We start from the raw sequence: 13,211 nt of genomic DNA, 5'->3' as shown, positions 1-13,211 counted from the left end.
GATGTCAATGAACGGAGGACTTCGTCAGATGCGAGATTTATCCATGCGGGTGGACGAAACCAGTTCAACCACGTTTCGCTCTTTCACCTTAGCCTTTAGGGTCTCGTTCTCGTACAGCAGTACCTCATTGATGGATGCGAGTCTGGCGAGCTTGGCCTGAAGCTCCTCAATCTCATGACGGTAGCCCTTAGACTTCTGACGCTCGGCAATCAGATCCTGATGTTTTACATCTCGCATGGCACGACTAGATCGCCCCTGGATCTGTCGTATCTCCTCAGCGATTGCTGGGTAATGATTATGGATGAGCGCCGTCGATACTCCGGCCTCACGGGCCACAGCGGCGATGGTCACCTTAGTTTCACCAGTACGAGCCCGACCTTTTTGGATCGCATAGATGGCTAGCCTCAGATCCTTCGCTCGATCCACAGCAGGCTTGTAGTTGGATGATTTGTCCTTGCTCTTCATGCACTCAGATCCTCAGGAGGCATATCCATTTGCACTAACACCTCCCGGCAGCGGTTCAGGTCGCGCTCCACGCGTAGGCGACCTCCTTCGCCAATGTCCTTGCAGAGCAGCAGCTCTTTCAGATCATCGTAGAGTCGCTGGTAGATGGGAGCGTGGATACTCCCGATCACCGAGTGGTCGCAGCCAGTGCACCGGGTGCGTTCAAGGGTATTGCCAACGCAGCCGTCATTGTCCGCTGTACACCAGGCGTGGCCATTGCTGCGGATGGCTGTGCTCTCGGAAATGGATTTCAGCATAGAGGCGCGATCTTTGAAGATCAGCAGGTTCTCCGGCTCCCGCTTCCACCCCTTGATGGAGCGTCCATAGCCTCCTGCCAACGATTCATCGCCCATCCAGTTGTCGACGACGCCGAGTTTGATGTCCTCCAGCTCATCTTGGATTTCCGAGTACAGTTCAAGATCCAGATGCTGTCCCCAGCTTTCGTCCATGGCGTATCCCAAGGTCATATCCATCGACCAGTGAGCATAATGCTCCTTGAGGTAGCGCAGGTCGCCAAAACGGCTGTGTGCCGCGTAGTTAGCGAATTTGCGTCTGAATTGGTGGCTGGTTGGTTTCCATTTCAACCCGCATTCCTTGGCGAATGCTTTTAAAGCGCCGTCCCAAGATGCGTTAGACAGTATACGAGCCTGAATACCTTCACTGGAGTTAATTCCCAGAAACAGAGAGTTACGATGCGCATGGGCTTCAGTGATCTGTGGATCTTGCGGGTTGATTAGACGTCGCTTGATGATTTCGTCGGAAATCATCGCTTGGTACGGCGTAGCCCAGCGCTCCATGGCGCGGAGGGCCCGAACTCCTGCCTCTGGGATCATCCAGTTATGGATTCCTTCATCAGTCTTCTCTGACTCAGATCGCATCCAGTGGTAAATCGTCCCGTCATCATCCTCGGTGCGCCGATGCGCCCCCGATTGCAGATTAGCCAGTTCGTGATTACGACAGCCTGAGGTGCTTGCCAGAACGATGTAGCAGGCTGTGCGTAGACCTAACAGCGACCTATTGAACTTCCTAAGACCACCCTCCCAGCCCATCTCACGCAAGCGCTGGTTTTTAGATCGTATTACGTCGAATTTTTTCTGAACTCCGGCTTTCGAGGCGATATTATCCAAGTCATCGCGCAGATCTAGCAGTAGCTTACCTCCCTCCACCTGCTGATGAGCCTCTTCGAATAAGGCGCAGAACACATTGTCGGGAATCAGTGGTGTCTTCCCAACGTTGAGCATGCCGAGAGTTCCCGCCATTGCTTTTGCAGAAGTATCAGGCCAAGGATGCTGTGGAATCTTGTCCTCGGTGTATTGGCTCAACCCATACAGCGCCTCTACAGCCTTGTATCGAGCGAGCAAGCCGCTTGCTGATAACGGCTCACCGTTGCCAGGTTGTAAATGAGCTTTACAGGCCGTGACATACGTGGCCGCGATTATAGGTGTCACACTACCGAGCTGGTTGAGTTTCAGCGAGTCCAAGTGCCGTAGGAAGGGTGACAAACCAGTGAAGAGACCGGTAATTGTCGCACCCCTAGGCCGATCAGTTCCGTCCCGACCTCGTCTCAGATAACGATAAAAAACTGCCTTCACCACCTGACGAAATACCGGTGGCACTGTATCGAAAGCGATCCGTCTATCGCTTAAAGCAACGTTCTTAGGGAAACCGGTGAGATACCAGACGTCATCACCATATCTGCTGATAATCACCCAATGCCCATCAACTTGATTTGCACTGATGATCAGCCTGTCGCGCTCTGAATCGGACAGACCGCGCACATCCCCAGGTTGAGCGGTGATGGCCGCGAAAGGTAGTTCTTCTGAGATGTCGTCAATCATGAGAAGACTTCCAGGCTAGCAATGAGATCAGTAGACCAGAACGGGTGTGGTTGGGTGCGAGCGTGCTTCTTCGCGGCCTCCACGGCTGCAAACTTGAAGCTGCCACGGCGAAGTCCCTCAGCGATGATGTAGTCGTCAATGAGGCGAGGGATGTGGGCGAACTCACGTGCCCACCGACGTTTATCCATGCGGGAGCGCTCACTCAGCATTCGGAAGTAGAAGCTGAACAACTTGTAGAGGTCTTCGGCGGTCACTGCATAGTGCTTACAGCGCACGCAGTTCATGAAGTTCATGCAGGTTGCGCCTTCGCGTTTCGGGGCGAACTGGCCGTTTACAGGATCTGCACAGCGACCCAAGGGGTTTTCTTTGTAGGTTGCGCCAATGGTCGCAGTTAGAAGCTCCTCCACCAACAATTCTCCCATGAACCGCCAGTTTCGACGGTCATTTTCGCTTGGGGCTAGATAATTCTGGTCGGCTACTCGTGGCGTGTTGCCTAGAGCAGCGGCGGTGATTGCGAGGTCTCCATCAGTTAGCTCAAAGATGCGGTTTGCAAAAGTCTTACGCAGGCGAGCGATGTTGATACGCAGCGGGTTTCCGTCGCTGTCCTTCAATCCATACTCAGCTACAAGACGGGCCGTGCCTGCTTCCAACATCCTTTGAGTCAGTGACGTGACCAGACTCGTTGAGTTTTTAGAGCGGCTGCGATAAAGCCACACGCGGCCCTTGAGGTCGTCCGGAGCTTCTGAATCTAGGGGTTCAGTCACCGCCATCACGCGACGGATCAGGCGTTCCACGTTGACCCTGACGCTGGGCATTGCTTCCAGCACGCGCTCGGTCTTCGACTCAGCTCGAACAGCTACTTTGCTGGTGTTGTAGCCACGGCGCTTCCATAGCACCAGGAAGACGGTGTCGTCTTTGGGATGTGGACGTAAGCAATTGCGGCCCATCTCTAGCAATGGAGTGGCATTACGTCCGGTATGTAGAGCCACGACCAGCAAGCTATAGGCCAATAGGTCACTGGTTGGCGGTGTGTCATTGATAAAAATGGGTTTTATGGCTTGCCGCAATGCCGTTGCGAACTCTTGTCGCTCACGCTTGGATAGGGGTGTCTCGCCCTTGGACTTGCGATTGGAGTTCGGAAATGGGTTGCGCGGAAAGGTGGCATCATCGCCAGACGTGACTAATGGAAAAATGCCACGCCTCCCGAGAGCAACAAGCACCGGCTTGGTTTTAGAGTAGTAGTTTTTCTGGCTGGTGGTTGCTACAACCAGTCCAGATATGTGACGAAGGTAGCCGTCGATAAGACTTCGATTGACATCATTCAGCGTCAACTCACGCTCAGAGGCCATCGATTGGAGCACGCAAAAATCAAGGAAACTCACTAACCCACAGTTGCAATAACTCACTACAGTAGCGACCGACAGAGTGCCCTCTTGTCCTGCTAGAAAACGCTCAATTTGTCGCTGACAGGCGTAGGTGATAGGGTCGACACCTGAGCCGTACCATCGGGCAAAATCGAATTTTCGTTGGCTAGTTGGGCTGCGCTCGAATGAGACCACTGTGTGTGCTGGAGGGATAGCCTCGGGCCAGATAACCACATTGCCTTCGGTATCGATGTCGTGCTCGACTTGCGGGACGCTGATGTCAGTCTTGGTAAAAACTTTCCGCTTCCCCATCAGACCGCTCCCGCCATTTCGTTCAGTTCGTCGTCATACGCCAGCACGGCCTCGTCGGCCATCTCGTTAATCAGGTGTAGGTAGATCATGGTGGTTTGGATCGAGCTGTGGCCAAGCTGCCGCTGAAGGAACACCAAGGGGTCAAGGCCTTGCTGTGGGTTGCGCTGAAGGTTAACCAGCGTGTAGGTCGCATAAGTGTGTCGCAGCATGTGGGTGTGCACTTCAATGCCTGCTCGCCTCCCTGTCTCGACGATGATCCGATTCAGGCTTTTGCCGTCGCTGCCGTAAGACTCCCCGAGGTGGTTGAGAAGGAGGGCCTTCTGATCCTTACCCAGAGACGCCCGCTCACCGCGTAGCTTCGTCACGTAGCGATAGAGTTCGGCCATGAACTTGCGACTGATCCAGATATCTCGCTTCTTGCTGCCCTTGGTTTCCATGCCAGTGCCGTCGAAAGGATCAAGTCGAATGCTCAAATTGCGCTCAGTTCGCCCAGCCTTGTCCGGGTCGAAAACATATGTCACCGGGAAGGTAGCCAGTTCGTTACGACGTAGGCCTGTGCGAAGGGCCAACTGAATCATGATTCGGTGATGTGGATTGCCCGCCATGGACAGAAGAGACTTCGCCTGGGACATGCTCAGGTATTTAGGCAGGGGCTTGTGACTACGCGGCATCACATCGTTCACCAGCGCCTTGCCACCGCTAGCGTCGACATGTTCAAGGAAGCTTGTTTCGCGTGGCACAATTCGTTCTTCATGACCGAAAGGCAGGCGCCTTACCCAACCTTTCTCCAAGGCGAACTCGTAGAACTTGCAGATGTACGTCAGTCGCTGGCGAATAGTGTTGCGTGCCAGTCCGCACGTCACCAGACAGTAGTCCCGATAGGCAGCAACAAGACTCTTGGCCTCACCACGATCTACGTCCCGCCAGTCAAGGTCATGGGCTTGGAGGAAGCTGAAGAAATCGTACAGCGCTCGTCCGGTATTCGGCCAGGATTCCTTCGAGCCGATCTCCCCACGAAGGAGGTAACGACGGAAGAATAGATTGGCTTGAGTGCAGCTCTCCATCGAGTCCCACAGCAGAATCGGAAACCCTTGATAAGGTTGCCCTGCGATCACGAAATCCTTGCTGCCCCATACAAGCTCCATCGTTCATCCCGTCGTCGGCTATGTCACTCTGTCTGCTTGGGCTGTGTGATGGCTACTGCTGCGACGCTTCACTCCCCATGGACAGAACTAAGATTCTAATATCACATGGATCTAACGACCGCAACGCTCCAGATCATAGGGCATTCCTGAGGGTTTGCAGGCTAGCCACCTGGCGGCTGAAATCGGCACTGGAGAGCCGTTTTGCCGGGAGTGGGCCGAGGGCCTGGCTGATGACGAGGGAGGGTTGGCGGGTCAGGCGTTCAAGCACCCGTGATTGTTCGGCGGTGTCGAGGTGTTCGAACCCGGGATGACGACGCCTTGCAGTGCGTTGGATGTCGCGCTGCAAGGCTTGCAACAAGCTGTTTTGGCCGCTGCGGCGCAGCAGGAAGTCGGCACTGGCTTTCAAGTGTTCCTGCAATTGCCGACGTGCCTTGGGGGCGGGTTGCCGGATCGGGCCCTGGCGCAGGCTGGCGTGCCATAACCCCAGGGCGATCAATGCGGCGAGTGCCACCAAAGCCTGGGGGAAATAGCGCAGCAACAGGCTGAACAGATCTTCGACATCGGAGTTGAACAGCAGCGTGACCTGTGTCCCCTGGCTCAGGTACCAGAGCAGCCAGGCGTTATCGTATTGGCCAATGGCCGGGCTTTTCCACAGGTCGCTGTCGGTGACCACGGTCACACGGCCTTGCCCGAGGTTAATCTGCATCAGGTGCGTCGACTTGGCACTGTTGGCCGAGAATTGCGCCAGGTGCCTGGGGTCGGAGAGATTGAAGTCGGTGTCGAAGCTGAAATAGGCCGGGGCCGTTTCGTTGTCCACATAGAGTTTGGTCAGGTCCGGCGTTTTCTTTTTACGCGCGGGTGCTGGAGCGTCGAACGCTTCGCTGAAGGATTGGTGTATCTGCACGCGGTCCAGCAGCAGGTCACCACTTTTACCGGTGTCCTCATCCCACAGTGCCTCGGCGACCAGCAGCAGGTGGCCGCCAGCCCGGGTCCATTGCAGCAATTGCTCGACCTGCGGCGGGCTCATGCTGCTGCGCTCGCCCAGCAATAGCAGGCTGTTACCTTTGGGCGAAAGACTGGCCAGCCGTTCCAGACTGTTGGCGTGTTCCACCACCAGGCCTTGCTGGCGCAGAAAGTGTTCCGCCGCCAGGTAAGGGTTGGCGAGGGCTTCGGGCGAAGGGCCGCGGTCGACCACCTCCTGATAGGGGATCGCCTTGTGCCAGGCATAAAAACCGCCTGCTGCGAGCAGGCACGCCAAAAGCAGTCCGACCCACAGCAATGGCCGGTTCATTGTGCAGCTCCCGGCCCGAACAGGGCTCGCCAACGGCTGCATAGCTGTTGTTGCACCAAGGCAGGCGGCAGGCGATGGCCGTAGGCAAGGTTTTGCCAGTAGCGGGTCAGCTCATCGCTGAATGCCAGCAACTGCGGTTGCTGCAGTTGGCGGATACGCTCAAGGACCTGGCCTTCCGTGTCGGCGCTTTTCAGCGGCAGGTTGAAGTCGTGCAGCAGGCGGCTGAGTAACCCACGGTAAAGTAAGCCGAGGGCTTCCCGGGGCTGCGTCGCCCAGAGCTGTTCGGCAGTGCCGGCGATGTCTTCGGGCAGGGTCTCTGCCCCCAGCTCGAGGCCGAACAACTGCGAGGGAGCGGGCTTGGCAGCCTTGGGCTTGCGGGGGCTGCGGCGGCTGACAAAGGCATGCAGCCAGTCGCGATAGCGCCAGATCACCAGTGCCAGGCCACCCACCAGCAATCCCCAAAGCAGCACTTCAAGGCCCTTCGCGATGTGCTTGAACGAATCGCTGTTGAGGTTTTTCAGCAATGCTTCCAGCCAGGCCGGCAACTTGCCTTCACCTTTCGGTTTGTTTTTGTCCGCAGTGTTTTCTTCGCCGAAACGGTAGCGGGTGACGGTCTCGGCGTTTTTGAACGGTGGCTGCTCCAACAGCGCCTTGATCGACTGACTGGCCGATTGTGTACTCAGGGGCTTTTGGGGCGCCGGTTCATCGGCCCATGCCGATGGGAGCGCCGGAACCAGCATCAGCCCGATGACCAGCAGCAGGACCGGGGCCACACTGCTCAGGCGCTGGCGCAGTCGGCGGAACACCAGTTCCAGGTCCCAGGCTTCCAGTACGGTGCGGCGGTTCAGGTACAGGCTGAAACCGCAGGCGACATAGATAGGCTCCCAGAACACCAGGATCAGCGCATAGAAGGCGTTGGTCAGGTGCTCCAGCCACAGCCAGTCGTGCCCCGCTGTTAGCACCAACTGTTGCCAGTCCCAGTCCCGTTCGACCTCTTGCGGCAGGAAAAAATAGAACACGGCCATCAACCCGAACCACAGGGCGATTTCCAGGTGCACCCCGATCAGGGTCAGCCAGCGCGCGGCGCCGGCATTGCGTTGTTGCAGCACACCAAGACGTTGTTGGCGCGCCTGGCCTTGCAGGCCTTCGAGCTGGACCACCGGCATCACGAAGCTTCGGCTCAGGCTGAAGCGTCGCCACGTCAGGCTGGCCAGCAGTTGGCCCTTGAGCAGGCTCGGCGAGTGACGCAGAACTTGTTTCAGGCTGGGTGTTTCGCCGAACAGGGCCTTGGACAGGATATACAGCGGCAGGCGGTCGAATGCCGGTTTCAACCACCAGAACAGCAACAGTGCGGTAGAGGGGTGATTCCACAGCAGCACGCTGAACAGGGCGAAGATCGGCAAGGTCACGATGGCCCAACTGCTCATCAGCAGCAGACGATGCTCGCGGGCCAGCAGGATGCCGAGGTCCATGGCTTCCCAGGAGGTACGCGGGCGGATCACGACGCTGGCATCACTCAGGCGCATGGCGGTTCCGTCCGGCAAACAGCAGGTAGGCGGCCATCAGCAACCAGAGAGCGGCGCCTACCAGGTACTTGATCCACGGCGCTACCGCAGTGGTGGAAGACCAGTACGCCTCGATAAACGCGGCGATCAGCAGGAACACCATCACACCGCAAATCATTTGTACGCTTTTACGCGCGGCCAGTCGCAGGGATTCACCTCTCGTCAGTTGCCCCGGCGCAATCAAGGCCCAGCCCAGTTGCAGGCCGGCCGCGCCAGCCAGGGCAATGGCGCTGAGTTCGAAGGCGCCATGGCCAATCACGAAAGACCAGAAGGTCTGGCCGTAGCCGATTTGTGTCAGGTGCCCGGCAACGGCACCAATGATCAGGCCGTTGAAGAACAGGAAAAACACGCTGCCCAGGCCGAACAACAGCCCGGCGGCAAAGGTCTGGAACGCGATGCCGATGTTGTGCATCACGTAGTAGCCAAACATCATCCAGTCTTCGCTGGAGGCACGTTCGGCTGCCCGGCCCAGGCGGCTGGCATCCGGGTCGTACATGCTTTGCATCTCAGCCACTTGTTGGGGGCTGACGATGCTGTAGATCAGGTCTGGAAAAAGGTACACCAGCAGCGCGATGCCGATCAGGCTGCCAAAGAACAGCAGGCTGGCGGCCAACACGAATGGCCATTGCGCGCGAACCAGCCTGGGGAAGTCGGCCAGCAGGAAGCTCAGCACGTTTGCACTCAACTGGCTGCGATGCCGGTACAGCTGTTGATGGCCGCGCAAGGCGAGCTGCTGCAATGGATCAACCAGATAACTGCTGTAGCCGCGCTCCTGGGCCAGGGCCAGATGCTGGCACAACTGCCGGTACTGATGCGGGAAGTCGGTGAAGTCAGCGCGCTTGGCGTTGCCTTTTTCAAGCAGTGTCAGTTGCGTGGCAAAGGCTTGCCATTGTGCCTGGTGGCGGCTTTCGAAAAGACTCTGCTTCATGCTGGCCCCAACAATCCGCGAGCCACGCCGTTCAGTTCCGCCACGGCGCGGGCAGGAGAGACCTGCAGGGGCGTGGCCAGGATCGCAGCCAGTTCGTTGATTCGCTCGGCGGAGAGTTCGCCCTGGCGTTCGGCGAAGCTGAGAATCGCCCGTTGTTCGTTCAGCTCCAGGGCGAACGGCAGGCGCAGCGCCGGGGCTTGCGGCAGTTGCGGACGGGAAAGTGGTTGTTCGCGATAGATCACCAGCGTCCCGGCCGCCAGGTCACCCAGGCGTTTGAAGTTGGGGTGTTGCAGGCAACTGATGGCGCCGAGGAAGTAGCCGAACGGCAACATGTCGACAAAGCGCAGCAGGTTGCGGATCAGCGAGGCCGACCAGCCGATGGGCGTGCCGTCGTCCTGTACCACCCGCAGACCCATGATCTGCTTGCCGGGCGAACAGCCCTGGTTGAGCACTTCGAACAGCACCATGTACCACCAACTGACGAGAAACAGCAGCAGCGAGCCCAGGCCAATGCCCAGATTGCCAAGAAACGCGAGGGCGATGAACAGGATGCCGAGAATCAGGCCGCGCAACCCCAGGTCGAAGGCAAAGGCCAGTGAGCGCACCAGCAGGCCGGCCGGGCGCAGAGGCAAGTCGATGCCCTCCGGGGTCTCGATCTGGTAGCGGGTGTCCAGTGGCGCAGATGGCATCGCGGTCCTTGGCAGTGCGGCGCTGGCGCCTGGGCGGCAGCGGCGGGGTTGGAAAGACGGATGCTAGCAGTGTCGACGGTGGAAGCAACCACTCAACGATTTACTGAATGTTTGTACAGTGAACACAGCGCTGGCCCCCGGTGCCGTCAAGCGCCTAGACTTTGCCGGTCTTCAGCACAGGAATAGCCCGTGACCACCATTTTCTGGTACGACTATGAAACCACCGGCATCAACCCGCGTAGCGACCGCCCGCTGCAGGTAGCCGGCATTCGCACCGACCTTGAACTCAACGAGGTCGGGCCGCCGGTCAATCTCTACTGCCAGCCCAGCGAGGATATCCTGCCGCATCCGGCCGCTTGCGCGATCACCGGCATCACACCCGGAGTATTGGCGGAAAAAGGCCTGGCCGAAGCCGACTTCATGACCCGGGTACATGCCGAACTGGCCGCCCCGGGCACCTGCGGAGCCGGCTACAACACCTTGCGTTTTGACGACGAGATGACGCGCTACAGTCTGTACCGCAACTTTTTTGATCCCTATGCCCGGGAGTGGCAGGGCGGCAACAGCCGTTGGGACCTGATCGACGTGGTACGCACCGCTTACGCCCTGCGCCCGGACGGGATCGTCTGGCCGGAACAGGACGGGCGCGTCACCCTCAAGCTTGAACGATTGACGGCTGCCAACGGCATCGACCACGGCCAGGCCCACGATGCCTTGTCCGACGTGCGCGCCACCATCGCCCTGGCACGATTGCTCCGCGAGAAACAACCCAAGCTCTATGACTGGCTGTTTCAACTGCGCAGTAAGCAACGGGTTATGGACCAGATTCGTTTGTTGCAGCCGATGGTGCACATTTCCGGTCGCTTTTCTGCCGAGCGTCATTACCTGGGGGTGGTGCTGCCTCTGGCCTGGCACCCGCGCAATCGCAATGCGTTGATCGTCTGCGACCTGGGGCTCGATCCCCAAGGGCTGTTGGACGAGGACGCCGATACGTTGCGCCGGCGCTTATATACCCGTCGGGACGACCTTGCCGAAGGTGAGTTGCCGGTACCGCTCAAATTGCTGCACATCAATCGCTGCCCGGTGGTCGCACCGTTGAGCGTGCTTCGGGCCCAAGACCGCGAGCGTCTGCAACTGGATATGGATGAGTGTGAGGCGCGGGCCCTGCGGCTAACCGACGCACAGGAACTATGGCGCGATAAATTAGCGCTGATTTACGCCGAGGAAGATTTTGCGCCAACCGCTGATCCTGAGCAGCAGCTATACGATGGTTTTATCGGTGACCGTGATCGACGTTTATGTGAACAAGTGAGAGTCGCCGAGCCTGCGCAACTAGCGCGTCAGCAATGGCCTTTCGATGATGAACGTTTGCCTGAATTATTATTTCGCTATCGTGCGCGTAACTTCCCTGGCACCTTGAATAACGAGGAGCAACAACGCTGGAGAGTTTTCTGTCAGCAACGTTTGTCAGACCCGCAATGGGGCGCGCCAAACACCCTTGAGGCTTTTAAGCAGGCGCGTCTTGAGTTGGCTGTTAGTGCTACACCGTTTCAGCAGCGGGTGCTTGATGAATGGCAGGAGTATGTTGACTCTTTAGCCGCACGCATGAGCCTGTAATCGGCGCACAGGTAAAATACGGACAATAAAAAAACGCCAGCTAGCTGGCGTTTTTTATTGCGTTGCGTATCACGCGGCGTCCTGGCGAGGCTTAGCCCAGCAGGGTAGCCCAGCCTTCAACCACGTCGCCGCCCCACTTGGCTTTCCACTCTTTCAGCGTCTTGTGGTTGCCACCTTTGGTTTCAATCACTTCGCCGTTATGCGGGTTTTTGTATTGTTTAACCTTGCGTGCACGCTTGGTGCCGGTAGTTTTTACGGCGCCACGTGGAGCCTTAACTTTCGACTCTGGATCCAGCAGCGCGATGATGTCACGCAGGGATTTGGAGTACTCGCCCATCAGGGTGCGCAATTTGCCTTCGAATTCCAGCTCGGTTTGCAGTTTGTCGTCTTGGGACAGGTTCTTCAAACGGGCTTGCAGCTCTTTGATAGCTTCTTCGGTGGCACGGTATTCGTTGATCAGGGACATGAGGACTACCTTATGTAGGGCGCTGGGTGAAAGGGGATAGTGGCCCAATAATAGTCAGACAGTTTGCTCAAGTAAACATTTAAGACTGCATTTATGTAATTTACTTTGGTTGTTTGTGACAAAAGCGTGGAATTTAGTTAATTAGTAACCGCGACAGGCTAAAGATACTCTCGCTAAGTCTTGGCTTACTGCCTGAGTCCACGGGTTTGCACACATACAATGGGTAAAACCTTACGCTATTAAGGGGCAGGGCTGACGCTCGCGATCAGAATAACGGTTAAGGAATACTGCAGTTTTTCTGCGCAATCGCTAGAATGGCGGCCTTTGTGAAGTTCTGGAGTTTCCCCCTAATGCGCACTTTTCGGCTGGTGATTGCTTGCCCGGACCGGGTTGGCATCGTTGCCAAGGTCAGTAACTTTCTGGCTTCCCATAACGGCTGGATCACCGAAGCGAGCCATCACTCGGACAATCTCAGCGGTTGGTTCTTCATGCGTCACGAAATTCGTGCCGATACGCTGCCCTTTGGTCTTGAGGCATTTCGCGAGGCATTTGCGCCGATCGCCGAAGAGTTCTCGATGACCTGGCGCATTACCGACACGGAACAGAAAAAGCGCGTGGTCCTGATGGCCAGTCGTGAGTCTCACTGCCTGGCAGACTTGCTGCACCGTTGGCACAGCGACGAGCTGGACTGCGAGATTTCCTGCGTGATTTCCAACCACGACGACCTGCGCAGCATGGTCGAGTGGCATGGCATCCCGTACTACCACGTCCCGGTCAACCCGCAGGACAAGGAGCCGGCATTTGCCGAAGTCTCGCGCCTGGTCAAACAGCACGACGCAGACGTCGTGGTGCTGGCGCGCTACATGCAAATCCTGCCGCCGGAACTGTGCAGTGAATACGCTGGCAAGGTGATCAACATTCACCACAGTTTCCTGCCGTCGTTTGTGGGCGCCAAGCCTTATCACCAGGCATCCCTGCGCGGTGTAAAGCTGATCGGCGCTACCTGCCACTACGTCACCGAAGAGCTGGACGCAGGTCCGATCATCGAGCAGGACGTGGTGCGCGTCAGCCATAGCGACAGCATCGAAGACATGGTCCGTTTTGGCCGTGACGTCGAGAAGATGGTGCTGGCTCGCGGCCTGCGCTATCACCTGGAAGATCGGGTGCTGGTGCACGGCAACAAGACCGTCGTGTTCTGATTGAAGTGTTCTGATTGAAGAATCAAGGGCCTGGGCGTTAAATCGCTACAGGCCCTTTTTTTTGCCACGGGAAAGGATTGGAGAATGAGCGATCCACTTGATAAAGCCACGTCCAAAGCACCTGCGACGTTGGGAGAGGGTTGTTTGAGTCGATATGACCCGGATGACTTGAGCAGTGAAGACGGCACCGAGTTTCCAGGCGCCGCTGAGTTGTGGGAGCAACTGCAGGACCCATCCGATTCGCCGGAAGAACAGGCGTCAGCCGCTGCGCAAGGCCGCCACTGACGCCGTTG

General features: G+C 57.4%; 12 protein-coding genes. 3 read left to right on the top strand and 9 right to left on the bottom strand.

The genetic code is table 11. The annotated features are described in order from the left end of the window. Positions 1-24: 24 nt before the first annotated feature. From NVB75_RS13095 to NVB75_RS13060, 8 genes are all read right to left on the bottom strand, one after another. On the bottom strand, positions 25-465 hold the full coding sequence (locus NVB75_RS13095; RefSeq protein WP_258347454.1) for a TetR family transcriptional regulator: 441 nt from the start codon (positions 463-465) through the stop codon (positions 25-27). Continuing rightward, positions 462-2,342: an integrase gene (locus NVB75_RS13090; protein WP_258347452.1), complete on the bottom strand. Its 1,881-nt coding sequence runs from the start codon at positions 2,340-2,342 to the stop codon at positions 462-464. The genes NVB75_RS13095 and NVB75_RS13090 overlap by 4 nt, the downstream gene beginning before the upstream one ends. Next, a complete protein-coding gene (locus NVB75_RS13085; protein WP_258347451.1) occupies positions 2,339-4,018 on the bottom strand; it encodes a hypothetical protein in 1,680 nt (559 codons plus the stop codon). Before NVB75_RS13085 ends, NVB75_RS13090 begins: the two co-directional genes overlap by 4 nt. Beyond that, positions 4,018-5,163 carry a site-specific integrase gene (locus NVB75_RS13080; protein ID WP_258347449.1) on the bottom strand — a complete coding sequence of 382 codons (1,146 nt, stop codon included), beginning with the start codon at positions 5,161-5,163 and terminating at the stop codon, positions 4,018-4,020. The genes NVB75_RS13085 and NVB75_RS13080 overlap by 1 nt, the downstream gene beginning before the upstream one ends. Positions 5,164-5,296: 133 nt before the next feature. Further along, on the bottom strand, positions 5,297-6,454 hold the full coding sequence (locus NVB75_RS13075; RefSeq protein ID WP_258347447.1) for a DUF4350 domain-containing protein: 1,158 nt from the start codon (positions 6,452-6,454) through the stop codon (positions 5,297-5,299). After that, entirely contained in the window at positions 6,451-7,980 is a 1,530-nt protein-coding gene (locus tag NVB75_RS13070) for a DUF4129 domain-containing protein (protein WP_258347445.1), read from the bottom strand. Before NVB75_RS13070 ends, NVB75_RS13075 begins: the two co-directional genes overlap by 4 nt. Continuing rightward, positions 7,967-8,947: a stage II sporulation protein M gene (locus NVB75_RS13065; protein ID WP_258347444.1), complete on the bottom strand. Its 981-nt coding sequence runs from the start codon at positions 8,945-8,947 to the stop codon at positions 7,967-7,969. The genes NVB75_RS13070 and NVB75_RS13065 overlap by 14 nt, the downstream gene beginning before the upstream one ends. Continuing rightward, positions 8,944-9,636, bottom strand: coding sequence for an RDD family protein (locus NVB75_RS13060; RefSeq protein ID WP_258347442.1), 693 nt, complete (start codon positions 9,634-9,636; stop codon positions 8,944-8,946). The genes NVB75_RS13065 and NVB75_RS13060 overlap by 4 nt, the downstream gene beginning before the upstream one ends. A 189-nt stretch (positions 9,637-9,825) precedes the next feature. On the opposite strand from NVB75_RS13060, the gene sbcB reads away from it, so the two are divergent. After that, positions 9,826-11,253: an exodeoxyribonuclease I gene (gene sbcB / locus NVB75_RS13055; protein ID WP_258347440.1), complete on the top strand. Its 1,428-nt coding sequence runs from the start codon at positions 9,826-9,828 to the stop codon at positions 11,251-11,253. A gap of 91 nt (positions 11,254-11,344) precedes the next feature. Here sbcB and mvaT read toward each other — a convergent pair whose 3' ends face one another. Then, positions 11,345-11,719 carry a histone-like nucleoid-structuring protein MvaT gene (gene mvaT, locus NVB75_RS13050; protein WP_005790963.1) on the bottom strand — a complete coding sequence of 125 codons (375 nt, stop codon included), beginning with the start codon at positions 11,717-11,719 and terminating at the stop codon, positions 11,345-11,347. A 350-nt stretch (positions 11,720-12,069) separates the two neighbouring features. Here mvaT and purU point away from each other — a divergent pair, with 350 nt between their 5' ends. Both purU and NVB75_RS13040 read left to right on the top strand, forming a co-directional pair. Further along, on the top strand, positions 12,070-12,918 hold the full coding sequence (gene purU, locus NVB75_RS13045; protein WP_003209762.1) for a formyltetrahydrofolate deformylase: 849 nt from the start codon (positions 12,070-12,072) through the stop codon (positions 12,916-12,918). A gap of 84 nt (positions 12,919-13,002) precedes the next feature. After that, on the top strand, positions 13,003-13,203 hold the full coding sequence (locus NVB75_RS13040; RefSeq protein WP_258347437.1) for a hypothetical protein: 201 nt from the start codon (positions 13,003-13,005) through the stop codon (positions 13,201-13,203). The last annotated feature ends 8 nt before the right edge of the window (positions 13,204-13,211 follow it).

This window comes from Pseudomonas sp. CBS, assembly GCF_024734645.1.
In the GTDB taxonomy this organism is placed as follows: domain Bacteria; phylum Pseudomonadota; class Gammaproteobacteria; order Pseudomonadales; family Pseudomonadaceae; genus Aquipseudomonas.
Note: the sequence above shows the minus strand (reverse complement) of the source record. Positions and strands in the feature narration are given on the sequence as shown.